The following is a 23,446-nucleotide window of genomic DNA, read 5'->3' as shown; positions in this document are numbered from 1 at the left end:
ATGAGCCTCGCTGATTCGCAGACGCTCTGCTGCGACGCCCAACGACGCATCGACGTCGCGAACTCGACCACGCTCAACGGCATCGACTTCGTCGAGGTCGTGGACGTGGGGGCGCAGTTCCAGCAGGGTCTGCGCGTGCACTTCCTGCGAGCGCCCGCGCCCGCGGGCATCACGGCGGGCCACGTGCGCATCAGCGGCGGCGAGCGCTTCACCGGCATCCGGGTCGACCAGCCGCCCAGCTACGACGACAACGTGCTGGTCCTGCACGTCGACCGGCCCGGCGACTTCTCGACCTACACGCTGCAGCTGGTGCAGCCCGATGGCAGCGGCCTGCCGATGGCGGGCATGGACCCGGTGCTGGCCTCGGCGCCGTTCTCGTTCAAGGTGGATTGCCCCTCGCCCTTCGACTGCCAGTCGTCGGTCGCCTGCGCACCCGCCGTGGCTTCGGTGCCGGAACTCAACTACCTGGCGAAGGACTACGCAGGCTTGCGCCAGCTCATGCTCGACCGCCTCGCCACGCAGGTGCCCGGCTGGCAGGAGAGCCACGTGGCGGACCTCGGCGTCGCACTGGTCGAGATGCTGGCCTATGTCGGCGACTACCTGAGCTACCAGCAGGATGCGGTGGCGACCGAGGCCTACCTGGGCACGGCGCGCCTGCGCACCTCGGTGCGCCGCCACGCCCGCCTCGTCGACTACTTCATGCAGGAAGGCTGCAGCGCCCGCGCCTGGGTGCAGGTGCTGGTGCAGGCCGACAACGTGGCGCTGCCGGCGCACACGCCGATCCTCGGCGGCAAGGCCGGCGCGGCGCCGGTGGTCGCCAAGGCCGGCTACGCCGCCGCGCTGGCGGGCCTGCCGGTCGTGTTCGAGACGGCCCAGGCCGCAACGCTGTTCCAGGCCCATCGGGAGATCGGCTTCCACACTTGGGGCGACCGGCGCTGCGCGCTGCCCCGGGGCGCGACGCGGGCCACGCTGCGCGGCCGCTTTCCGAACCTGAAGCCGGGCGACGTGCTGGTGTTCGAGGAAGTGCTCGGGCCCGAGACCGGGCTGGCCGCGGACGCCGACCCGACCCACCGCCAGGCGGTGCGCCTGGTCAGCGTCGCGGTCGACGACGCCAAGGGCCAGCCGCTGCAGGACCCGCTCTACCGGCAGCCCGTGACGCAGATCGCGTGGGCCGCCGGCGACGCCCTGGCCTTTCCGCTGTGCCTGTCGGCCCGCATCGCGAAGAACAGCACGGAGAGCGACGTGAGCGACATCAGCGTCGCCCGCGGCAACATGGTGCTGGCCGACCATGGACAGCGCCTGGCGGCCGCCGAGGCCATCGGCGAGGTGCCTGCGCCGACCCTGTTCCGGGCGCCGGCGGCGAGCGGGGCGATGTGCAGCGAAGCCCGTCGCGAGCCGGTGCCGCCGCGCTTCAGGCCGCGGCTGGCCCGCGCGCCGCTCACCTGGGCCGTGCCCTTCGATCCCACCGATCTCGCCGCCTCGGCCACGGCGCTGCAGCAGCCCGATGCCGCCAGCGCCACGCCTGCGATCCAGCTCGCCGGCCAGCTCGAAGGGCTGTCGGTCGACTGGTTCGCGCAGCGGGACCTGCTCGGCAGCCACGCCGACGATCCGCACTTCGTCGTCGAGCCCGACGACGCCGGCGCGGCGTGGCTGCGCTTCGGCGACGGCGCCCACGGCCGGCGTCCTGCCTCCGGCACGGCGTTCAGCGCCAGCTACCGCGTCGGCACCGGCAGCGCCGGCAATGTCGGCGCCGGCACGCTGGTGCGCATCGTGACCGACGAGCCGGCCATCGTCGGCATCCGCCAGCCGCTGCCGGCGGGCGGCGGCAGCGAGCCCGAAAGCATCGCCTCGGTGCGCGCCAAGGCGCCGCATGCGCTGCGCACGCAGCAGCGCGCGGTCACGACCGACGACTACGCCCGGCGGGCCGCGCAGCTGCCCGGCGTCCAGAGCGCGGCCGCCACGATGCGCTGGACCGGCAGCTGGCGCAGCGTGCTGGTCACCGTCGATCCCTTCGGCGGCGGCGCGCTGGACGCGGCGACCCAAGCCCGGCTCGCGCAGTCGCTCGACGGCCTGCGCATGGCCGGCCACGACCTGGAGATCGAGGCGCCGATCGCGGTGCCGCTCGACATCGCGATGCAGGTCCGCGTACGGCCCGACTACTTCGGCGCCGAGGTCGCGCAGGCCCTGTCGGAAGTCTTCAACAGCCGCGTGCGGCCCGACGGGCGGCTCGGGCTCTTCCATCCCGACAACTTCCGCATCGGGCAGGACGTGTATTCGAGCCCGCTGTATGCGGCGGCGATGGCCATCGACGGCGTGGAGTCGGTGCAGATCACGACCTTCCAGCGGCGCGGCGAGCCGGGCCGCGCGGCCCTCGACGCCGGCGTGCTGCCGATCGGGCGGCTCGAAGTGGCCCGGCTGGACAACGACCCGGACTTTGCGGAGCGCGGCGTGTTCAGCTTCACGGTGAGGGGCGGGAAATGAGCGGGGAACTGGACGCCTGCGGCGCCTGCGCCGGCACGTCGCCGCAGACGCCGGCGGTGGTGGCCAACCGCGCCGGCCTGTCGACGATCACCTACCGGGTCGGAACACAGCCGCTCTTCAAGGAAAGCATGCAGGCGCGCCTGGGCACCCTGCCCGAGCTGCGCACGCGCGATCCGGCCGATTTCACGCTCGGCCTGATCGACGCCTGGGCCAGCGTGGCCGATGTGCTCAGCTTCTACCAGGAGCGCATCGCCAACGAATCCTTCCTGCGCACCGCCACCGAGCGGCGCTCGCTCGCGGGCCTGGCGGAACTGGTCGGCTACGTGCCGCAGCCCGGCGTGGCCGCGAGCACCTGGCTCGCCTTCACGCTGATGCAGGCGCCCGGCGCGCCGACGGCCGTCGACGTGCCGGCCGGCACGCGGGTGCAGAGCGTTCCCCTGCCCGGCGGCCTGCCGCAGACCTTCGAGACCCTCGACGCCGTCCCGGTCCGGGTCGAATGGAATGCGTTCCGCCCCAGCCTGAGCCTCGCGCAGACGGTGGACGCCGACACCACGGAGATCCTTTTGAGCGGCGTGTCGACGGGACTCAAGCCCGGCGACAGCGTGGTCGTGGCGCCCAGCGACGCCGGCAGCCGCCCGGTGCTGCGCACGGTGGCCGGCGTGACGCCGATGGCGGCCGAGCAGCAGACCCGGGTGGCGCTGCGCCCGGCGATCTCCGGGGCCCAGGTGCCGGCACCGGCGCCGCCGCCGCCGCGCCCGCGGCGCCCGCGGATCGCCTTCGAGTCGCTGCGGGCCCAGACCGTGCCGCTGCACCTCGCGGCCACCTTCGCAGCGCCGCGCAACTGGTCCTTCGTGACGCAGCAGGCGCTCGCGGCCCACGTGCCCTTCGTCGCCCGCGCCGACGACCTGAGGGTCTTCGGCTGGCGCTTCGGACTCAAGCTCAGGCACTTGTTCCGCACCCTCGCGGCCTGGTCGCCGCCGGCCGCGACCAGCGTCCATGCGCTGCGCACCAAGGCTTCGCTCTTCGGCTACAACGCGCCCGATCCGCGCAGTCTGCCGGCCGTCATCGCGGCCCAGTACTCGAACGAGTACGTGGCGGGCGGCGACTGGGTGCCGCCCACCGACGTGCTCGACCCACTGCTCGATGCCAGCTACCCGCGCATCGCCCCGGGCGGCGATGCGGCCCCCAGCTTCGCCGCACTGCGATGGAGCGACGCCCAGGGCGACCACTGGGTGGTCGCCAACGTCGACGGCGTGGCCGAGCACGGCGCCGCGAAATACACGATGACCGGCAAGGCGACCCAGCTGCGGCTGTCGGTGGTCGGCCAGAGCGACAGCGGCCCGGTGTCGATCGGCTACCCGACTTTCAGCAGCTACCGCGGCGCGACGCTGCAGGCCGAGAGCGAGGCGCTGCCCCTGGCCCGCCTGCCGAACGAGGATCCGCTGCCGGCCGACAGCCAGATCGACCTCGACACCTGGGTCGACGGCCTCTATGCCGGCCAGCGGCTGATCGTCAGCGGCGAACTCGCCGACGCGCCCGGCAACCAGGCCAGCGAGATGGTGCAGATCCAGGCGGTCGCGCACGCGATCGGCGCCGACGGCGGCACCAGCCTGACCCTGGTCAGCGCGCTGACCCAGGCCTACGTGCGCAAGACCGTCACGATCAATGGCAACGTGGCGGCCGCCACCCACGGCAGCGCGGTGAGCGAGGTGCTCGGCAGCGGCAATGCGAGCCTGCCTTCGCAGCGCTTCACCTTGCGGCAGGCGCCGCTCACCCATGTCAGCGCGGCGACGCCCAGCGGTGTCGCATCGACTCTCGCCGTGCGCGTGAACGGCGTGCTGTGGCGCGAGGTGCACGACTTCTTCGGCAGCGGCGCCCGCGACCGCGTCTATGTCGCCCGCCTCGGCGACGACGGCAGCACCGTGGTCGGCTTCGGCGACGGCAGCCACGGGGCGCGCCCCCCGACCGGCAGCGAGAACATCCTCGCCAGCTACCGCAAGGGCATCGGCGCGGTCGGCAATGTCGCGGCCGGCCAGCTGACGCTGCTGCAGACGCGCCCGCTGGGTGTGCAGGGTGTCAGCAATCCCACGCCCGCCACCGGCGGCACCGACGCCGAGACCGCCGACGACATCCGCGCCAATGCCGCGCTGGGCCTGAGCACGCTCGGGCGCATCGTCTCGCTGCAGGACTACGAGGACTTCGCCCGCGCCTTCGGCGGCATCGCGAAGGCGCTCGCCACCTGGACCTGGTTCGGCCAGACCCGCGGCGTCTTCCTCACGGTCGCCGGCATCGACGGTGCCGACGTGGCAGCGGGGGGCGCGGTCTTCGGCCACCTGCTTTCGGCGATCGGCGATGCGGCCGAGCCGAACGTGCCGGTCCGGCTCAGCAGCTACCGGCGCGGCGCCTTCACCTTCAGCGCCACCCTGATGATCGACCCGACCCGGGACATGGACGCCGTGCTGGCCGCCGCGCAGCAGGCGGCGCGCGCCGCGTTCTCCTTCGCGCGCCGCGGCTTCGGCCAGCCGGTGGCGCGCAGCGAGGTCATCGCCCTGCTGCAGGGCGTGCCGGGCGTGGTGGCGGTGCAGGTGAGGTCGCTGCGGCGCACCGACACCGCCTTGTTCGTGCCGGCCGCGCGCCTGGCCGTGCTGCGCGAGAACGCGCAGATCGATGCGGCGCTGCCCCAGGTCGGCTCCGACGCGAGCGTCCTGGCGGCCGAATTGCTCACCCTGGACCCGAGGCCGCTGGACCTGGTCGCGACCTGGGCGGAGGCACCCCCATGACACTCGACGGCGCCGCCCTGCTCCAGCTGCTGCCCGCGATCTACCGGCTGCGCGACGCCGACCAGGGCGGCGCGCTCGCGCGCCTGCTCGACGTGCTGGCCGAGCAGGTGCAGGTGCTGCAGGAAGACCTGGCGCAGCTCTACGACGACCAGTTCATCGAGACCTGCGCCGACTGGGTCGTGCCCTACATCGGCGACCTGATCGGCTACCGGCAGCTCAACGGCGTGGCCGCGACCGTCAGCAGCCCGCGCGCCGAGGTGGCCAACACCATCAACCTGCGGCGCGGCAAGGGCACGGTCACCGTGCTCGAGCGGCTGGCCCGCGACGTCACGGGCTGGGACGCGCACGTCGTCGAATACTTCCTCGGCCTGGCGGCCACGCAATGCGTGAAGCACGTGCGCCCGGGCGCCGGCGGCACGCTCGACCTGCGCCGCCAGCCGCTGCTCGAACGCATCGGCTCGCCCTTCGACGGCGCGGCGCACGGCGTCGACGTGCGCGGGCTCGGAGGCGGCGGCCGCTGGAACCTGCCGAACGTCGGCATCCACCTGTGGACCCAGCGCAGCGCCGGCCTGTCGCAGGCCACGGCCTTCGCGCGCGACAGCCTGCGCTTCTTCTTCGATCCGCTCGGCGCCGACACGCAGCTGTTCAACCGCCCGCAGCCGCTGCCGGCCGACGCGCCGCTGGCGGGCGAAGCGAACCTGCCGGTGGCCATCAGCCGCCGGGCGCTGGCGGCCGACCTGGACGGCTTCTACGGGCCCGACCAGTCGCTGTTCATCGGCGGCCTGCCCGCCGGCACGACGCTGCTGGCGGCCGACCTGTCGGACCTCGACGCCGCCGGCACCCAGTGGGCGCACGTGCCGGCCGCGGGCAGCGTGCTGATCGATCCGCAGCGCGGGCGCATCGCCTTCGCCGCCGCGCCGGCCCGGCCGCTGGCGGTGTGGTTCCATCGCGCCAGCGAAGCGGACCTCGGCGGCGGCGAATACGAGCGCCTGGCCACGCTCTCGCTCGGCCTCCGACCCGTGGTCGAGGTCCAGGCCGCGAACGGCAGCGTGCAGGCCGCCCTCGGCGCCGTCAGCGCCGGCGGCGCGGTGCAGTTCCCGGGCAGCGCGACCTGGGCCGAGACGCCGTCGATGGCGCTGGCGGCCAACGCGGTGGTCGAACTGCGGGCCGCCGACCAGACACGGCCGGTGCTGCAGCTGGCGGGCGAACTCAAGATCAGCGGCGCGGCCGGTTCCGAGCTGACGCTCAACGGCCTGGTCATCAGCGGCGGGGCGCTGCACCTGGCGGCCACCGCCAACGGGCAGGGGCCGAACACGCTGCGGCTGGTGCATTGCACGCTGGTGCCGGGGTCGACGCTGAAGAGCGACGGCAGCGCCGCCCAGCCCGGCGCGCCCAGCCTGGTCGTCGAGACGAAGGGCACCCGTGTCGAGCTCGACCATTGCGTGGTCGGCGCGCTGCGCATCGCCGCCGAATGCCCGGTGAGCCTGAGCCACTGCATCGTCGATGCCGGGGATCCCGCCTCGGTGGCCTTCGCGGCGGTCGACGGCAACGCGGCAGGCGGCGCACTGCAGGCGACCGACAGCACCTTGGTCGGCCGCGTCCACAGCGCGGCGATCGAGGCGGCCTCGAACTGCATCTTCCACGCACGCGCCAGCGGCGCCGCCCCGCCCTGGCCGGCCCCGGTGTGGTCCGAACGGCGGCAGCAGGGCTGCCTGCGCTTCTCCTACCTGCCGCTCGAATCGATCGTGCCGCGCCGCTACCGCTGCCAGCCGGCGGCGGCGGCGGACGCCAGCCGCGTGGTGCCGCTCTTCGATTCGCTGCGCTACGGCGACGCGTCCTATGGCCAGCTGGCCCGGCGCTCGGCGAGCGAGATCCGCAGCGGGGCCGAAGACGGCGCCGAGATGGGCGTCCATCACGAACAGATGGCCCAGCAGCGCGAGAGCAACCTGCGCCTGCGCCTGGCGGAGTACCTGCGCGTCGGACTCGACGGCGGCCTGCTTTTCGCCGACTGAGCCGAAGAGGGAGCAACGACATGACAGCCGACTTCAGCCGAAACACCTTCGATCCGCGCAAGCACTACAGCGCCGTGCTGCTGCAGCAGGGGCGGGTCCAGCTCGACGCCGACTGGAACGAGCAGCAGGCGATCAACGCCCACCGCAGCGAGCGCCTCGGCATCGACGTGGTCGGCCCGAGCGGCGCGCCGCAGGACGACCCGGGCTTCGGCCTGGCCCTCACGGCCGACGGCAGCGACCTGACGATCGGCTCGGGCCGCTACTACGTCGACGGCATCGCCTGCGATGTCGAGCCGGGCCAGCGCCTGGCCTTCAGCAGCAGCGGCGACAACAAGGCGCTGGTGGCCTTGCCGCGCGCCGATCTGGCCGACTTCCGGGCCGGCCAGTGGGTGCTGCTCAACGTCACGGCGGACGCATCGCAGATGCTGCGCATCACCGCCGTGGCGCCCGCGGACGACGCGCTCACGCTGACGCTGGCGGGTGCCGTCACGCGGCCGCCGACGCCGGCCAGCGGCAGCTTCAACGGCGTGCTGCGCCGCATCACGACCTACCTGACGCAGCCCGATCTGCCGGATCCCGACTTCGCCGGCGCCGATCCGGCCACCCTGGCGCTGCCCAAGGGCCTCTACCTGGCCTACCTCGACGTCTGGCAGCGCCTGGTCACCGCGCTCGACGACCCGGCCATCCGCGAAAGCGCGCTCGGGGGCCCCGACACGGCGGTGCGCAGCAAGACCATCCGCCAGCTGAAGCTGCTCGCGGTCACACCGCCCGCCACGGATGCACCGGCCTGCGGCACCGCCTTCCCCGAGTGGGACGCGCTGACCGGCGGCACCAGTGGCGCGCTGTCGGCCCGCGCGGCACCTTCGCTGGGGCAGAGCGGACCTTGCCTGATCCCGCCCGGCGGCGGCTACCGCGGACTCGACAACCAGCTCTACCGGGTCGAGATCCACGACGCCGGCGCCGACGGCAACGCGACCTTCAAGTGGTCGCGCGACAACGGCAGCGTGGTCACGCGCATCCGGGCCTTCGACGGCAGCACGCTGACGGTCGACGGCACCGGCCCCGACGACGCGCTGGGACTGGCGAACGGCCAGTGGGTCGAGATCTTCGGCGCCGCCGACGAACTGCACGGCAGGCCCGGGCAGCTGGTCCAGATCGCCACCGTGCAGCCGGCCACCTCGACGGTGAGCTTCGCCGCCTCGCCGACGCCCATCGATGCGTCCCTGAATCCGAAGATGCGCCGCTGGGACGGCGCCGCGGCCGTGGTGCCGGCGGGCGGCGGCGGCTGGCTGGACCTCGAGCTGGGTGTGCAGGTGCAGTTCACCGCCGGCCAGTACGCGAGCGGCGACCATTGGCTCGTTCCGGCCCGTTCGGGCGCCACGGCCAGCGTCGAATGGCACCATGCCGCGCCTCAGCCGCCGGCCGGCATCGTGCATCACTTCGCCCGCGTCGGGCTGCTGCGCTGGGCCGGCACCCCCGCCGGCAGCCTGCTCACGGACTGCCGGCGCACATTTGCGCCGCTGACCGACATTCCGCCCGCGCTCCATGTCACCGGGATCAGCTGGCAGAACGACGACGTGCTGCAGCTGTCGCAATTCGTCGCCGGCCTGTCGATCTCGATGGACGGGGCGCCGATCGGGCAATACACGGTCAACCTCGACCCGGGCACGGGCACGCCGGTGCCGACCAGCGTGGCGCTGATGACCGCTTCCGACAACTCGATGGTCGTCACCGTCGAGATTCCGACACCGGTGCCGAACCAGCCCGCCAATGTCCAGCCGGTGTTGACCATGCCCGTGCCGGTGGTGCTGCCCGGCAACCCCATCAGCTGGCAGGCGAACTCGAACACGCTGCTGTGGGTGCCCAGCCCGGCGGCCCAGAGCGTGGTCAATGCGCTGAGCGGCGGGCAGGCGCGCGTGCGGGTGCGCATGAAGGGCAACTTCATCTGGGGCGACCGCGCGCAGCAGCGGCTCTATCTCGACGGCGAAGTCCGCGGCCAGCCGGGGCTGAGCGCATCGCGCACCAACAGCCTGCGCACCGACCTGGCCTTTCCCTCGGGCTGCGGGCGCCGCTACAGCGACTTCGAGAGCTGGTTCACCCTCCAGCTCGCCGCCACGCCGGTCTCGCTGCGCGGCTTCGGCCTGAACGCGGCGGTGCTGCTCGGCGACGGCGCGCTGACCGGCCAGGTCGTGCTGGCCAGCGTCGCCCAGGCGGCGGTCACGGTGACACTGTCGGCCAGCAGCGCGCCGGCGATCCCGGTGCTGCTGAACGGCGGCAACCCGCTCACCATCCCGGCCGGCCAGACCAGCGCCAGCTTCCCGATCACGGTCTCGGCAGCGCCGTCGAGCAGCGTGGTGAACGTGACGGCCAGCGTGCCGGCGATTCCCAATTCGCAGCTGACCACCTCGCTCACGACCAACTTCACGGTCGTGGTCCTGGCCGTCGGCGTGTCGCCGCCGACGGCGCTGCTGCTCGCCGGCACCTCGCAACAGTTCACGGCCAGCGTCGGCAGCAGCGGGGTCGCGATCCCGGGCGGGGTCGACACGGGCGTGAGCTGGAGCTGCAGCGGCGGCTCCGTCAGCGCCTCGGGCAACTACGTCGCGCCGGGTGCGGCCGGCGTGTTCGCCGTGGTTGCGACCAGCGTCGCCGACCCGCGGCGCAGCGCCCAGGCCACGGTGACCGTGCGCGTCAAGGGCAAGGACAAGGACAAGGACAAGGAGGCCGCCGCCGACAAGACCGTGCGCCTCGACAAGGCGGTGCTGGCCGAGAAGGTCCGCGACGTGGTGGTGCGCCCGGCGGTGCTCGGCCCGGTGATCGCGAGCCCGGCGGTGATCTCTTCGCCGGTGATCCTGCAGCGCTCCTTCATCGCGCCCGCCCAGCGGCCGGAGGTCGGGCCGCCGCCGCCGGCCGCGCCCGAGCCGCCCGCGTCTCCTGCGCCGGCCAAGGGACCGGCCAAGAGCAAGACCAAGAGCAAGAAAGGTGGCTGACCGGCCGCTGCTCGTGCTCGCCGACGAACGGGACGTCGCGGCGCAGGCTTTCGTCGAGCGCCATCGCGCGCAGGGTGCGCGCCTCCTGCTGCCCGCGGATCTCTCGCGCCCGGGCTGGTGCCATCGCGTCGGCGATCCGGCCGCCTCCGTCGCCGTCGTGGCGGGCGGCGCCATCCCCGCCTCGGCGCTGCGCGGCGTGATCACGCGGCTGGCCGCCATCGCGCCCGCGCAGCTGCCGCACGTGGCCTGGGCCGACCGCGACTACGTGGCGAGCGAGATGAGCGCCTTCCTCGGGGCCTGGCTGTCGGCGCTGGCCTGCCCGGTGCTGAACCGCCCCGTCGTACCCTCGCTCTCGGGGCCGGTGTGGCGCCGGGAACAGTGGGCCCGGCTGGCGCTCGACCTCGACGTGCCTGTCGCGCCGGTCCGGCTGGCGCTGCGGCCCGGCATGCCGACGCCCGCGCCGCCGCCTCCGGACGCGGCATGCGTCCGCCTCGACGTCGTCGGCCGGGCGGTCATCGGCCCCGGGCATCCGCGGCTGCGCGCCCATGCGCGGCGGCTTGCCGAGGGTGCCGGCATGGCACTGCTCGGCGTGTTCTTCGATGCGGAGGACGGCAATGCACGCTTCGTCGGCGCCGACCGCTGGCCCGACCTGTCCGACCGGTCGATCGGCGACGCCGTGATGGACAGCGCGCCATGAGCGGCGGTCCCGTGCTGCTGTGGGGCTCGCCGCTGGACTTGCCGATCGCCGCCGTCTGCACCGCGCTGAGCCGTCTCGGCACGCCGATGTTCCTGGTCGACCAGACGCGCGCCGGCGAGACGTCGGTCGAGCTCGAGATCGATCGCGCCCTCGGCGGCTGGGTCCGGGTCGGCGACCAGCGCTGCGCGCTGGACGGCATCCGCTCGGTCTATGCGCGGCCCCAGGACACGGGCCGCGGCGGCGACACCGACCCGGCCGGGCTGCACGCCGGCGCGGTCGACGAGGCGCTGGCCTGCTGGCTCGAACTGACGCCGGCGCTGGTCGTCAACCGGCTGTCCGCGATGGGATCGAACGGCTCCAAGCCCTACCAAGGGGGCTTGATCGCCCAGGCCGGGTTCGCGGTGCCCGACACGCTCGTGACCAACGACCCCGACGCGCTGCGCGCCTTCTGGCGGCGCCACGGCAGCATCGTCTACAAGTCCTGCAGCGGCGTTCGCAGCATCGTCTCGCGGCTGGCGGCGGACGATGCCGAGCGGCTGGCCCGGCTCGCCACCTGCCCGACCCAGTTCCAGGCCTACGTGCCGGGCACCGACTACCGCGTGCATGTGGTGGGCGGCGAGATCCACGGCCACGCGATCGACTCGGATGCCGACGACTACCGCTATGCGGGATCGGCCGGCGTTCGATTGCGGCCCTGGCGGGTGCCCGATGCGCTGCGGCCCCGCCTGCGCGCCCTGGCGGCATCGCTGGGGCTGGTCATGGCCGGGATCGACCTGCGGCGCAGCGCGCAAGGCGAGTGGGTCTGCTTCGAGGTCAATCCCTCGCCCGGATTCACCTTCTACGACGACGAGGACGACGAGCCGATCGCGCGCGCCACCGCACGGCTGCTGACCGGGGGCTGACCCGCCACATCCGGTTGCGCAAAAAAGTCATCGCGGCTTTACGCTTTCTTCATCAAATCGCCGCATCGCCGCGCCAAGATCCCGGATGCAGAGAAAGGAAGCAGACACATGGCAACCATCGCATCGTGGCCTGACGACCGCACCCCCGAATCCCCCGAAGCCACCGCCGAGACGGCGATCCCTGCGCTGGTGGCGCAGGTCTACGCGTCGGCGCCCGCGGAAGAGCGCCGCCAGTTGGTCGAGACGCTGTTGCGCCCCCTGGGCGTGCTGTCGCTGGTGGCCGTCGCCAACGGCATCTTCGCCAAGATCCGGTTCCGCAACGCGGGCCAGGAGCCGGGCGTGCGCATCGACGATCTCCAGAACGTCGGCGCCGCCGACATGGTGGCGCTGGTCCACCATGCCCAGCAGGTCAGCGTCGAGACCGTCGACGGCCTGGTGCAGCAGCTCACCACCTCGGGCGCACTGGCGAGTTCAGCGGCCGCAGCCCTGCTGATCGGGCTGCTGGTGCAGCGTGCACGGTCCCGGCGCGGCGCGCAGGCCCGCGCCGACGATGCGTCGCTCGACCCTTCCTGAGCCGCCCGGCGCCGTCACCAGGTGCCCGGCAGCAGCACGCCGGTATCGACGTCGCCGATGTCGGTGCGCCCGCAGAAGGCCATCGTGAGGTCGAGTTCGTTGTGGATGATCTGGAGCGCGCGGCTGACGCCCGCTTCGCCCAGCGCGCCCAGGCCGTAGAGCATCGAACGCCCGATGTAGGTGCCCTTGGCACCCAGCGCCATCGCCTTGAGCACGTCCTGGCCCGAGCGGATGCCGCCGTCCATGTGGACCTCGATGCGGTCGCCCACGGCCTCCACGATGGCCGGCAAGGCCCGGATCGACGACGGCGCGCCGTCGAGCTGCCGGCCGCCGTGGTTGGAGACGATGAGCGCGTCGGCACCGGCGGCCACCGCCAGCCGCGCGTCTTCGACGTCCTGGATGCCCTTGAGCACCAGCTTGCGCTTCCACAGCCGGCGGATCCAGGCGACATCGTCCCAGTTCAGGGTCGGATCGTATTGCCCGAAGGTCCACGCCGACACCGACGCCATGTTCTCGACCCCCTCCACATGGCCGAGGATGTTGCCGAAGCCGCGCCGCTTCGTGCCGAGCATGCCGAGGCCCCAGCGCGGCCGGCTCGCCATGTCGATCAGGTTGCGCAGCGTGAGGCGCGGGGGCGCCGACAGGCCGTTCTTGAGGTCCTTGTGGCGCTGGCCGGCGATCTGCAGGTCGAGCGTGAGCACCAGGGCCGAGCAGTTGGCGTCGTGCGCGCGGCGGATCAGGCGCTCGACGAAGCCGCGGTCGCGCAGCACATAGAGCTGGAACCAGAACGGGTGACCGCCGGTGGCCTCGGCGACGTCCTCGATCGAGCAGATGCTCACCGTCGACAGCGTGAACGGCACGCCGAAGGCCTTGGCCGCGCGCGCCGCCAGGATCTCGCCGTCCGCGCGCTGCATGCCGGTCAGCCCGGTCGGCGCGATCGCCACCGGCATCGCGACCTCCTGGCCGAGCATGGTGCTGCGGGTGCTGCGATGCGCGAGATTCACCGCCACCCGCTGGCGCAGCAGGATCTGCTGGAAGTCGCGTTCGTTCGCGCGGTAGGTGCCCTCGGTCCAGGACCCGCCGTCGACGTAGTCGTAGAACATGCGGGGCACCCGCTTGCGCGCGAGCACGCGCAGGTCTTCGATGCAGGTGATCACATTCATGGTGCGTTCAGCATAGCTGACCGCCGCCTTCGTCCACCAGCCGTGGCGGGTCCCGGGCCCGCCGGCCCCCAGCAAGCGCGGGTTAGCACCGATTAATTAGTTCAATCTGGAAACTACATTGGTTATGTCGCATAACTTAAAAAAGCGACATCCCGAGTCCACCCAGAGGAGACAACCATGGTACGAATCGAACGGCCGGCGCTCGCGCCGACGGCCTTCCTGTTGAGCGCAGCCGCGCTGCTCGCCGGCTGCGGGGGGGGCGGCAGCAGCGCCGGCTTCCTGCCCACCGCGTCCGGGACATCGACCCCCGCCGCGACGGCCCAGACGCCGGCCGGGCCATCGGCCGGCGGTCCCGTGGCGAGCACGCAGGCCCAGCCGGGCAAGCTGCTGTCCTGCGACGACCTGGCGGCCAAGGCCGCCCTGGCCGGCACGGTCTACACCTCCGTCACCTCGGTCGCGGCCGGGGGGCTCGCGGTGGCGGGCATCAGCGACCCGGTGCCCGCCCACTGCCTGGTCAAGGGCAAGATGAACGAGCGCACCGGCCCGGTGGACGGCCAGACCTACGCCATCGGTTTCGAGGTCCGGCTGCCGGTCGACTGGAACGGGCGCTTCTTCTACCAGGCCAACGGCGGCCTCGACGGCAGCGTCGTCACGGCCACCGGCGGCATCGGCGGCGGCGGTCCGCGCTCGACCGCCCTGCACATGGGCTTCGCGGTGATCAGCTCCGATGCCGGGCACGCCTCCCCCACGCCCAGCTTCGGGCTCGATCCGCAGGCGCGCCTGGACTATGGCTACAACGCCGTCGCCCAGCTCACGCCGATGGCCAAGAACCTGATCGCCAAGGCCTATGGCCGCGGCCCCGATCGCTCCTACCTCGGCGGCTGCTCCAACGGCGGCCGGCACGCGATGGTCGCGGCCTCGCGCTTCGCGGACCAGTACGACGGCATCCTGGCCGGCGACCCGGGCTTCAATCTGCCGCAGGCGGCCGTGGCGCAGCTCTACGGCGTGCAGCAATACGCGACGGTCACGACGGCCACCACCTCGGCCGGCAAGCCCGACCTGCAGACCGCGTTCACCCAGGCCGAACTGAACCTGGTCGCCAAGGCGGTGGCGACGCGCTGCGATGCGCTCGACGGCCTGGCCGACGGCATCGTGGCCGACGTGCCGAAGTGCCGGACGGCCTTCAGCCTGGCCGCGGACGTCCCGTCCTGCTCGGGAACGCGCGACGGCAGCTGCCTGACCGACACCCAGAAGACCGTGCTGGCGAAGGTCTTCGCCGGTGCGCGCGACAGCGCCGGCACCACGATCTACAGCACCTTCCCGTTCGATGCCGGCATCAACGGCGCCAACTGGCGCGCCTGGAAGTTCGCCAATTCCCAGGCCCTCGACACGGGTGCGGTGGGCTTCGTCTTCAGCACGCTGCCGCTGGGTCCGAGCCGGCCGACGGGCATCGACTTCGCCCTGGCGTTCAGCATGGACGCCGACGCGCCGAGCATCTACGCGGCCAGCGGCATCTACACGCAATCCGCCATGAGCTTCATGACGCCGCCGAACCCGACCCGGCTCACGACCTTGCGCGACCGGGGCAGCAAGCTGCTGGTCTACCACGGCACCAGCGACCCGGTGTTCTCGTCGGACGACACGACCAACTGGTACGACGGCCTGCGCGCCAACAACGGCGGCGACGCGTCTGGCTTCGCGCGCTACTTCCCGGTGCCCGGCATGAACCATTGCGCCGGCGGCCCCGCCACCGACCAGTTCGACATGCTCTCGCCGCTGGTGGCCTGGGTCGAGCAGGGCAAGGCGCCGGACGCCATCCAGGCGACCGCGCGCGGCGCCGGTGCCAACGTGGTGAACGCCGAGATCCCGGCCGGCTGGTCCGCGGGCCGCACGCGTCCGTTGTGCCCCTACCCCAAGGTGGCGACCTACACGGGCAGCAATCCGGAAGACGCGGCCAGCTTCAGCTGCAAGTAGCCGCTCAGAACCGCGCCGCCGAATAGGGCGCGGGGTCGACCACGGGCGGGCTGCCCTCGATCATCTCGGCCAGCAGCCGGCCGCTCACCGGCCCCAGGGTGAAGCCCTGGTGCGCATGGCCGAAGTTGAACCACAGGCCCGGATGCTTGGGCGCCGGGCCGATCACCGGCTTCATGTCGACCGTGCAGGGCCTGTTGCCCATCCAGGGCTCGGGCTCGACCGGCTGCGGCAGGTCGAGCAGCTCGCGGGCCGCGGCTTGCGCCTTGTCGAGCTGCACCGGCGTGGCCGGCGCACCGATGCGCGCGAACTCGGCGCCGGTGGTGAGCCGCATGCCCTGCGCCATCGGCGCCAGCACCAGGCCGCGCTCCGCGTCCAGCAGCGGCAGCCGCAGCCCGGGACCGCCGCGGTAGTGGCGGTGATAGCCGCGCTTGACGAACAGCGGCAGGCGATAGCCGAGCGGCTGGATGAGCGGGTCGGCCCAGGGCCCGAGCGCCACGACCGCGTGGCGCGCGGTCAGCGGCCCGGCCGCCGTCTCCACCTGCCAACCGGCGCCCACCGGGCGCAAGGCCGTGGTGTCGGCTTCGACCAGCTGCCCGCCGAGTCCGGCGAAGCGCTGCGCGTAGCGCGCCACCAGCGCGCCCGGATCGCTGACCGACCACGGATCCAGCCAATGCAGCGCACCCGCCATGGGCCGGCGCAGGCCCGGCTCGGCGCGCGCCAGCGCGTCGCCGTCGAGCAGCGCATGCCGAACGCCGTAGCGCCGCGCCAGGTCGGTGGCGCGCGCCGCGGCCTGGTCCAGCGCCGCCGGCGTGCGAAAGGCGAAGTGGTAGCCCTCCTTGCGGACCAGGTCGCCAGCGCCGGATTCGTCCATCAGCACCTGGTGCTCCGTCAGGCAGTGTTCGATCAGCCGGCTGTAGGCCTGGGCGATCGGTGCGTAGCGCGCCGGTGCCGAGGTGTGCCAGTAGCGGGCCAGGCGCGGCAGCACGGCGGGCAGCGCGCTGAAGTGGTAGTTGACGTCGATGCCGCGCTTGAACGCGACGTCGAACACGGTCGACCACTCACGCGGAAAGGCATAGGGCTCCACCGCCTCGCGCTGGATGATCCCGGCGTTGCCGTAGGAGGTCTCGCGCCCGGGCGGGCGGCGGTCGACCAGGGCCACCGAGTGCCCGCGCCGCGCGAGCTGCAGCGCCGTGCAGGTGCCGACCATGCCGGCACCCAGGACCAGGACATCGCACGCCATCTGCGCCGCGCCCTTCAGTCGGGCCGGGCCGCGGTGACCGTGACTTCGAGCCGGGCGCCGGGCGCCAGCAGGCTCGCCACCACCGTCGTGCGCACCGGCAGCGGGTCCCGGAAATGCGGGCGGTAGGCGGCGTTGAAGGCGGCGAAATCGGCGCCGTCGACCAGGTGGACGGCCACCTGCACGACATCGTCCAGTCCCAGGCCCACGGTGGCGAGCGTGGCGCCGATGCGCTGCAGCACCAGCGCGGTCTGCGCCTCGATGCCCTCGGGGATGCTGCCGTCCTCGGCGAAGGGCATCTCGCCCGACAGGAAGACCAGGCCCCTGGCCTGGCGAAGCTTGGAGAAAGGAAGTGCGGGTGCGGTCATGGGCGCCTTTGGAATCCGGTCGATTATGGGTGGCCGCGCACAGGCAATCGTGGCAATCTGTTGAACGATGCGTTGCGCAGTCCACAACGCACCAGCGCCTTCATCCCTCCTTGCGCAGCAACTCCCTGAGGTGGTCGAGAAAGGCCCGGCACGCGCCCGGCAGCGTGCGCCCGGCCAGGGTCTGGACCTCGAAATGGCGCTCGTTCATCTCGCGGTCGCGCAACGGCACGCCGACCACGAAGCCGGCCTTCAGCCGGGTGCGCAGCGCCGCTTCGCCGCTGAGCGCGATGCCGCCGCCGGCGGCGGCGAAGGCGATCATGGCGTCGAGCCGGTTGCTCAGGAAGACCGGCTCGCACTGCAGCCCCTGCCGGCTGCAGCTGATGTCGAACAGCTGGCGCAAGGTGGAATAGGGGCCAGGCAGCGCCATCGGGTAGCCGACCAGCTGCGACAGCGCCAGCTGCCGCCGCGACGCGAGCGGATGCTCCTTCGCCATGATCGCCAGGATCGGCGAGGGATGGCGCAGCTCGACGTTGATGTGGCGCTCGGAACTGGTGCTGAGCGTGACGCCGATGTCGACGTCACCGTCGCGCACCAGCTGCGGGATATCGGCCTGCATGCGGACCTCGAGCGCGAAGCGGATGCCGGCATAGTCGCGCTGGAAGTCGGCGATCAGGTTCGGCAGGAACTCGGACGCGAAACCCTCGGTGCTGGCCACCCGCACCTGGCCGGTCTGCAGGCCGCGCAGCGCCAGGATGTCGTCGGTGACGCGCTCGATGTCCTGCCAGGCGCGCTTGGCGTGCGCGGCCAGCAGCTCGCCCGCGGCATTGGGCACCATGCCGCGCGCGCGGCGCTCGAACAGCAGGGTGTCGAGCTCGCTCTCCAGCCGCGCGATGTGGCGGCTGACCGCCGACGGCGCCACGTTCAGCCGCTCGGCCGCCGCCGTGACGGAGCCGGTGCGCACCACCTCGAGAAAGTGGCGCAAGGAGCTTTCCTGCAACACGCGCTGACTGATGTTCCTGGACACGGGATGACCCTGATCAAGATTGCCATTATCGCAATGAAAGGTTTCGAACATTGATATTGCTGCAGGGCATTCGCCTTTCTACGATGAGACCTCGCTGCCCTTCCCCGCCCCGTCGCCCCACCTCGCCATGCACATCCCACCCCTGCGCGCCCTCGGCTTCGCCGCCCTTTGCACCCTCGGCCTGCACGCCGCCCCGGCCCTGGCGCAGGACAACTGGCCGTCGCGGCCGATCACGATGGTGGTGCCGTTCCCGCCGGGTGGCGGCGGCGACGCCCAGGGCCGCCTGCTGGCCCTGAAGCTCACCGAAAAGCTGGGCCAGAACGTGATCGTCGACAACCGCCCCGGGGCCGGCACCGCCATCGGCGCCGCCTACGTCGCCAACGCCAAGGCCGACGGCTACACGCTGCTGATGAGTTCGGCCTCCACCTTCACGCTGAATCCGGCGATCCGCAAGACGCTGCCCTACGACCCGGTCAAGAGCTTCGAGCCGATCGGCATCGTGAGCCGGGTCGGGCTGGTGATGCTGGCCCACCCGAGCGTGCCCGTGAACAACGTGAAGGAGCTGGTGGCGGCCGCCAAGGGTGCGCCCGACAAGTACGCCTATGCCTCCTTCGGTGCCGGCACCAGCTCGCACTTCGCGGCCGAGATGGCGCTGCAGGCGATGGGCATCCGGCTGGTCCACGTGCCCTACAAGGGCAGCGGCCCGGCCATGACCGACCTGATCGGCGGCCAGGTGCCCTTCTCCTTCGACACCGTGACCGCCGCGCTGCCGCAGATCAAGGCCGGCAAGGTCAAGGCGATCGCGGTCACCACGGCCAAGCGCTCGGCACTGATGCCGGGCGTGCCGACCTTCGCCGAGTCGGGCTACCCCGCGGCCGTGCTCGACAGCTGGGGCATGGTGGTCGCGCCGCGCGGGTTGCCGCCGGTGGTGCACGCCCGGCTCGAGAAGGCGCTGGCCGAGACGCTGGCCGATCCGGCGGTGCGCAAGGGCTTCGCCGACCAGGGCGTGGAGCCCGGCTTCGTCGGTTCGGCCCAGGCCGCCGCCCAGCTCGAGGCCGAGCTGCCGCTGATGCGTGCCGTGGCCGTGCGCGCCAACATCCAGCCGGAGTGAGCCGATGAGCGATGCGTCCCGCCCCACCGCCCTGGTCGAGCACTCCGCGGTCGCGCTGCGGCAGATGATCGCCAGCCGGGAGATCTCGCCGGTCGAACTGCTGGCGGCGTGCATCGATCGCATCGAAGCCGTCAACCCTTTCGTCAACGCCATCACGGCGACCTGCTTCGAGCGCGCCCGCGACGAGGCCCGCGCCGCCGAGCGGGCCGTGCTGAAAGGCGAGCCGCTGGGCCTGCTGCACGGGCTGCCGCTGGGCGTGAAGGACCTGGAGCCCACCGCCGGCCTGCTCACCACCTTCGGCTCGCCAGCGTTCCGCGGCCACGTGCCGACCCAGGACATCGAGCTGGTGGCCCGCCTGCGCCGCGCCGGCGCCATCGTCGCCGGCAAGACCAACGTGCCCGAGATGGGCGCCGGCGCCAATTCGCGCAACCCGGTGTGGGGCGCCACCGGCAATCCCTTCGACCCCCACCTCAATGCCGGCGGCTCCTCGGGCGGATCGGCGGCCGCCCTGGCCTGCGACATGCTGCCCCTGTGCACCGGCTCCGACACCGGCGGCTCGCTGCGCATCCCGGCATCGAAGTGCGGCGTGGTGGGCTTCCGCCCCTCGCCCGGCGTGGTGCCGAGCGTGCGCAAGCTGCTGGGCTGGACGCCGATCTCGGTCGTCGGTCCCATGGGGCGCAGCGTCGGCGACGCCTGCCTGCAGCTGGCCGCCACGGCCGGCATGCATGCCGGCGACCCGCTCAGCTACCCGCTCGACCCGCTGGCCTTCCTGCAGCCGCAGGCCGCCGAGCTGGGCCGCCTGCGGGTCGCCTTCACCACCGACTTCGGCAGCTGCGACGTCGAGCCGGAGATCCGCGCCACCTTCGCCGGCCGGATCGCGGCGATGCGGCACCTGTTCGCGCGCTGCGACGAGGTGCGCTTCGAGCTCGGCGAGGTCCACCGCTGCTTCGACGTGCTGCGCGCCGAGGCCTTCGTCGCCGGCATGCGCGAGGCCTACGAGAAGGACCCGGCGAGCCTGGGCGAGAACCCGCGTGCCAACTACGAGATGGGGGCCCGCATGAGCCTGCTCGACAGCGCCTGGGCGCAGGCCGAGCAGACCCGCATCCTGCAGCGCTTCCAGGCCACCTTCGCCGACTACGACCTGGTGCTGGCGCCGACCACGCCGGTCTCGCCCTTTCCGTGGACGCAGTCCCATGCCCAGGTGATCGACGGCAAGGCGCAGTCCAACTACTACCGCTGGCTGGCCCTGACCTACGTGACGACGCTGACCACCCACCCTGCGCTCACGCTGCCGTGCGGCACCGATGCCAAGGGCATGCCCTTCGGCCTGCAGGTGGTCGGGCCGTTCCGCGGCGACCTGCAGGTGCTCTCGGCCGCGCTCGCGCTGGAGCAGGCCTTCGCCGCCGACCCGGTGCTGCGGCGGCCGCGCCCGGACCTCGGCGCGCTGCGGATGCCGCAGCCGGCGCTGGACTCGATCGTCACGGCGCCGCCGCCGGCGAACTGGCGCGAGCCCGGCTTTGGCGGCGGCAGCGCCACCTCGGTGGTCTAGATTCCAGCTTCCGGAGACTCGAAAACATGACACCTGCCTCGCCCACCCCCCCGACCCTCGACCTTGCGCTGGCGCAGCTGCTGGACGCGTTCGCCGCCTCCAACCCGGCCAGCCGCGAATGCTTCGACAGCCACGCGCGCTACCTGCCCGGCGCCAACAGCCGCTCGGTGCTGTTCTATGCGCCCTTCCCGCTGACGATGGCGCGCGGCGAAGGCGCCGTGCTGTGGGACCTGGACGGCCACCGCTACGACGACTTCATCGCCGAGTACACGGCCGGCGTCTACGGCCACTCGGCGCCGGAGATCCGCGCGGCCGTGGTCGAGGCCATGGAAGGCGGCATCAACCTCACCGGCCACAACCTGCGCGAAGGCCGGCTCGCGCAACTGATCTGCGAACGCTTTCCGCAGATCGAGCGCGTGCGCTTCACGAACTCCGGCACCGAAGCCAACCTGATGGCGATCACGGCAGCGCTGCGCTTCACCGGGCGGCGGCGGATCGTGGTCTTCTCGGGCGGCTACCACGGCGGCGTGCTGGGCTTCGGCGCCGAGCCGGCGCCGACCACCGTGCCCTTCGACTTCCTGGTGCTGCCCTACAACGACGAAGCGGCGGCGCGCGCCGCCTTCGCGCGCGAGGGGCCGGACATCGCCGCGGTGCTGGTCGAGCCGATGCTCGGCGCCAGCGGCTGCATCCCGGGCCGGCCCGCCTTCCTGCAGGCCTTGCGAACGCAGGCCACCGAGGCCGGCGCCCTGCTGATCGTCGACGAGGTGATGACCTCGCGCCTGGCGGCGCACGGGCTGGCGGCGCAGCACGGCATCCGGGCGGACCTGACCACGCTGGGCAAGTACCTCGGCGGCGGCATGCCCTTCGGCGCCTTCGGCGGCCGCGCCGACATCATGGCCCTGTTCGATCCGCGCAGCGGGCCGCTCGCCCATTCCGGCACCTTCAACAACAACGTGGTCACCATGGCCGCCGGCCACGCGGGCCTGACCCGGCTCTTTCCGCCCGAAGCCGCCGCGGCCCTGGCGGCGCGCGGCGCCGCGCTGCGCGGGCGGCTCAATGCCCGCTGCGCGGCAGCCGGCGTGGCGCTGCAGTTCACCGGCATCGGCTCGGTGATGAACGCCCACTTCGCCGACGGCGAGATCCGGCGGCCGGAAGACCTGGCGGCGGTCGACGCGCGGCTGCGCCAGCTGTTCTTCTTCCACCTGCTCGCGCAAGGCATCTACGCCTCGCCGCGCGGCTTCATCGTGCTGTCGCTACCGCTCGACGACGCCGCGATCGCACGCCTGGAGCAGGCGGTGGCGGACTTCCTGGCGCGCTTCGCGCCGCTGCTGCCGCGGCGCATGGCGCGCTGAGGCGTTCATTTGCGCGCCAGCTTGGCCGCGTCGACCCGGTCGTAGCCGCTCAGCTCCATGAAGCCCTCGCCGCCGGCGCCGCCGCTGACCTTGACCGGGCCTTCCCAGTAGACGTTGGCGGTGGTCGTGGCGGCGTCGAACTCGGCGTCGGCGAAGTACGGCTTGACGCGATAGACCCCCGAAGGCAGCTTCAGATCCCATTCGACGACATAGCCGATCCGGGTCCGCGGACTGGTCCAGGTGCCGACGGGGGTCAACGTGGCGTCGCCGTCCTTCAGCGGCACCGACCCGTTGGCACCCGAGACCGTGCCGGCGGTCATGACCTTGCGGCCGTCCATGTCGAACAGCGCATAGAGCATCACGTCGGAGCCATCCGCCAGGTGCAGGGCGAACCAGTTCCAGCCCAGGGTCAGGACGTCGAACTCGCCCCACTGGTGGTCGAACCAGACGTCGCCGCGCACCGGCACCTGCTTGCCGTCGATCGAGACCTCGCCCTGCGCCGCCATGCGCGGGCGCGAGTAGTAGTAGCTGATGCCGCTCTGGCCGAAATCGAGCAGGCCCGGCGTGCCGGAATCGGCGGCGCGATGGGCGACCACCGGGTGGCTGTCCTGGAGGTCGAGCGTGAGCCAGGCCCCGTCGAGTGCCGCGCGCACCACGTGGGCCGGCCCCGTGCCGGAGACCTGCCAGCCCTCCGGCCTGAAATCGAAGCCCTTGCCGGCGGCATTCGCGGGCATGCCGCCGGTGCGGCTCTGGCTGGTGAAGCGGCGGCCGGTTTGCAGGTCGGTCAGCGCGCCGTGCATGACCGTGTGCTTGATCAGCCCGTTGGCCACGAAGACGGCGACGTGGAAGGCATAGCGCTCGCCCGAGGTGGCGTTCAGGATCCCGCTGTAGTACCACCATTCCATGCCCGAGCCGTGCGCCCGGTCGTCGGCCGGCAGGTTCAGCGGCGCCAGGGCGGCGGTGCGTTCGGCCGGCTGCCCCGGTGCACCGGCGGCGGCCGCCCCCGATGCGGCCAGCGGCGCCGGCTCCGAGTCCAGGAGGTGGGACAGGACCGTGCCGACCACGGCCGCCACCGCCACGAGGGTGGCGAAGAAGATCCACAGGCCTCTCCTGCGCGCGCGCCGCGAGCGGCTGCTGCGCCAGCGGCCCGGGCCGGACCGTCGGGAACTGCGGGGGAGATCGTCGGCGTTCATGTCAGGGTGTCCTGGGTCGTGAAGTCAGGCGGTGACCGAGCGT

General features: G+C 72.6%; 16 protein-coding genes. 11 read left to right on the top strand and 5 right to left on the bottom strand.

Translation table 11 applies throughout. The annotated features are described in order from the left end of the window. From QTI33_RS26035 to QTI33_RS26005, 7 genes are all read left to right on the top strand, one after another. Complete coding sequence (locus tag QTI33_RS26035; protein WP_286509261.1) at nt 1-2,481, top strand: putative baseplate assembly protein; 2,481 nt, start codon at nt 1-3, stop codon at nt 2,479-2,481. Continuing rightward, complete coding sequence (locus tag QTI33_RS26030; protein WP_286509260.1) at nt 2,478-5,261, top strand: putative baseplate assembly protein; 2,784 nt, start codon at nt 2,478-2,480, stop codon at nt 5,259-5,261. The genes QTI33_RS26035 and QTI33_RS26030 overlap by 4 nt, the downstream gene beginning before the upstream one ends. Beyond that, nucleotides 5,258-7,273 carry a hypothetical protein gene (locus QTI33_RS26025; RefSeq protein WP_286509259.1) on the top strand — a complete coding sequence of 672 codons (2,016 nt, stop codon included), beginning with the start codon at nt 5,258-5,260 and terminating at the stop codon, nt 7,271-7,273. Before QTI33_RS26030 ends, QTI33_RS26025 begins: the two co-directional genes overlap by 4 nt. Nucleotides 7,274-7,293: 20 nt before the next feature. Beyond that, nucleotides 7,294-10,260 (top strand): DUF6519 domain-containing protein, encoded by a 2,967-nt coding sequence (locus QTI33_RS26020; protein WP_286509258.1) that lies wholly within the window; start codon nt 7,294-7,296, stop codon nt 10,258-10,260. Continuing rightward, nucleotides 10,253-10,957: a hypothetical protein gene (locus QTI33_RS26015; RefSeq protein ID WP_286509257.1), complete on the top strand. Its 705-nt coding sequence runs from the start codon at nt 10,253-10,255 to the stop codon at nt 10,955-10,957. The genes QTI33_RS26020 and QTI33_RS26015 overlap by 8 nt, the downstream gene beginning before the upstream one ends. Further along, on the top strand, nt 10,954-11,859 hold the full coding sequence (locus tag QTI33_RS26010; protein ID WP_286509256.1) for an MvdC/MvdD family ATP grasp protein: 906 nt from the start codon (nt 10,954-10,956) through the stop codon (nt 11,857-11,859). The genes QTI33_RS26015 and QTI33_RS26010 overlap by 4 nt, the downstream gene beginning before the upstream one ends. Before the next feature lie 108 nt (nt 11,860-11,967). Then, on the top strand, nt 11,968-12,432 hold the full coding sequence (locus QTI33_RS26005) for a hypothetical protein (protein ID WP_286509255.1): 465 nt from the start codon (nt 11,968-11,970) through the stop codon (nt 12,430-12,432). A 14-nt stretch (nt 12,433-12,446) separates the two neighbouring features. Here QTI33_RS26005 and QTI33_RS26000 read toward each other — a convergent pair whose 3' ends face one another. Continuing rightward, nucleotides 12,447-13,595 carry an alpha-hydroxy acid oxidase gene (locus QTI33_RS26000; protein ID WP_286509254.1) on the bottom strand — a complete coding sequence of 383 codons (1,149 nt, stop codon included), beginning with the start codon at nt 13,593-13,595 and terminating at the stop codon, nt 12,447-12,449. Between the two features lie 177 nt (nt 13,596-13,772). Here QTI33_RS26000 and QTI33_RS25995 point away from each other — a divergent pair, with 177 nt between their 5' ends. Next, nucleotides 13,773-15,569, top strand: coding sequence for a tannase/feruloyl esterase family alpha/beta hydrolase (locus QTI33_RS25995; RefSeq protein WP_286509253.1), 1,797 nt, complete (start codon nt 13,773-13,775; stop codon nt 15,567-15,569). 4 nt (nt 15,570-15,573) lie between these two features. On the opposite strand, the gene QTI33_RS25990 is transcribed toward QTI33_RS25995, so the two are convergent. From QTI33_RS25990 to QTI33_RS25980, 3 genes are all read right to left on the bottom strand, one after another. Then, on the bottom strand, nt 15,574-16,809 hold the full coding sequence (locus QTI33_RS25990; RefSeq protein ID WP_286509252.1) for an FAD-dependent oxidoreductase: 1,236 nt from the start codon (nt 16,807-16,809) through the stop codon (nt 15,574-15,576). 14 nt (nt 16,810-16,823) lie between these two features. Continuing rightward, a complete protein-coding gene (locus tag QTI33_RS25985) occupies nt 16,824-17,174 on the bottom strand; it encodes a RidA family protein (protein ID WP_286509251.1) in 351 nt (116 codons plus the stop codon). 100 nt (nt 17,175-17,274) lie between these two features. After that, a complete protein-coding gene (locus QTI33_RS25980; RefSeq protein ID WP_286509394.1) occupies nt 17,275-18,186 on the bottom strand; it encodes a LysR family transcriptional regulator in 912 nt (303 codons plus the stop codon). A 139-nt stretch (nt 18,187-18,325) separates the two neighbouring features. Here QTI33_RS25980 and QTI33_RS25975 point away from each other — a divergent pair, with 139 nt between their 5' ends. From QTI33_RS25975 to QTI33_RS25965, 3 genes are read left to right on the top strand one after another with little or no spacing between them, the layout of a single operon-like run. Continuing rightward, on the top strand, nt 18,326-19,309 hold the full coding sequence (locus tag QTI33_RS25975; protein WP_286509250.1) for a Bug family tripartite tricarboxylate transporter substrate binding protein: 984 nt from the start codon (nt 18,326-18,328) through the stop codon (nt 19,307-19,309). 4 nt (nt 19,310-19,313) lie between these two features. Further along, nucleotides 19,314-20,858, top strand: coding sequence for an amidase (locus QTI33_RS25970; RefSeq protein WP_286509249.1), 1,545 nt, complete (start codon nt 19,314-19,316; stop codon nt 20,856-20,858). A gap of 26 nt (nt 20,859-20,884) precedes the next feature. Then, the gene (locus QTI33_RS25965) at nt 20,885-22,210 is read left to right on the top strand and encodes an aspartate aminotransferase family protein (protein ID WP_286509248.1); all 1,326 of its coding nucleotides are present in this window, start codon (nt 20,885-20,887) and stop codon (nt 22,208-22,210) included. A 5-nt stretch (nt 22,211-22,215) separates the two neighbouring features. Here the strand turns inward: QTI33_RS25965 and QTI33_RS25960 are convergent, their stop codons facing one another. Then, nucleotides 22,216-23,403: a lipocalin-like domain-containing protein gene (locus QTI33_RS25960; RefSeq protein WP_286509247.1), complete on the bottom strand. Its 1,188-nt coding sequence runs from the start codon at nt 23,401-23,403 to the stop codon at nt 22,216-22,218. Nucleotides 23,404-23,446: the final 43 nt, after the last annotated feature.

It is taken from the genome of Variovorax davisae, from assembly GCF_030316845.1.
In the GTDB taxonomy this organism is placed as follows: Bacteria; Pseudomonadota; Gammaproteobacteria; order Burkholderiales; family Burkholderiaceae_C; genus Variovorax; species Variovorax davisae.
The sequence above is the reverse complement of the archived record's forward strand: the minus strand, read 5'-3'. Positions and strand labels throughout refer to the sequence as shown.

What these genes read in the sequence shown, in the direction of transcription:
- QTI33_RS26010 (WP_286509256.1), top strand. Translation starts at nt 10,954, where the DNA reads ATGAGCGGCGGTCCCGTGCTGCTGTGGGGCTCGCCGCTGGACTTGCCG.
- QTI33_RS26035 (WP_286509261.1), top strand. Translation starts at nt 1, where the DNA reads ATGAGCCTCGCTGATTCGCAGACGCTCTGCTGCGACGCCCAACGACGC.
- QTI33_RS25990 (WP_286509252.1), bottom strand. Translation starts at nt 16,809, where the DNA reads ATGGCGTGCGATGTCCTGGTCCTGGGTGCCGGCATGGTCGGCACCTGC.
- QTI33_RS26025 (WP_286509259.1), top strand. Translation starts at nt 5,258, where the DNA reads ATGACACTCGACGGCGCCGCCCTGCTCCAGCTGCTGCCCGCGATCTAC.
- QTI33_RS26005 (WP_286509255.1), top strand. Translation starts at nt 11,968, where the DNA reads ATGGCAACCATCGCATCGTGGCCTGACGACCGCACCCCCGAATCCCCC.
- QTI33_RS25995 (WP_286509253.1), top strand. Translation starts at nt 13,773, where the DNA reads ATGGTACGAATCGAACGGCCGGCGCTCGCGCCGACGGCCTTCCTGTTG.
- QTI33_RS26000 (WP_286509254.1), bottom strand. Translation starts at nt 13,595, where the DNA reads ATGAATGTGATCACCTGCATCGAAGACCTGCGCGTGCTCGCGCGCAAG.
- QTI33_RS25975 (WP_286509250.1), top strand. Translation starts at nt 18,326, where the DNA reads ATGCACATCCCACCCCTGCGCGCCCTCGGCTTCGCCGCCCTTTGCACC.
- QTI33_RS26020 (WP_286509258.1), top strand. Translation starts at nt 7,294, where the DNA reads ATGACAGCCGACTTCAGCCGAAACACCTTCGATCCGCGCAAGCACTAC.
- QTI33_RS25970 (WP_286509249.1), top strand. Translation starts at nt 19,314, where the DNA reads ATGAGCGATGCGTCCCGCCCCACCGCCCTGGTCGAGCACTCCGCGGTC.
- QTI33_RS25965 (WP_286509248.1), top strand. Translation starts at nt 20,885, where the DNA reads ATGACACCTGCCTCGCCCACCCCCCCGACCCTCGACCTTGCGCTGGCG.
- QTI33_RS26030 (WP_286509260.1), top strand. Translation starts at nt 2,478, where the DNA reads ATGAGCGGGGAACTGGACGCCTGCGGCGCCTGCGCCGGCACGTCGCCG.
- QTI33_RS25985 (WP_286509251.1), bottom strand. Translation starts at nt 17,174, where the DNA reads ATGACCGCACCCGCACTTCCTTTCTCCAAGCTTCGCCAGGCCAGGGGC.
- QTI33_RS25960 (WP_286509247.1), bottom strand. Translation starts at nt 23,403, where the DNA reads ATGAACGCCGACGATCTCCCCCGCAGTTCCCGACGGTCCGGCCCGGGC.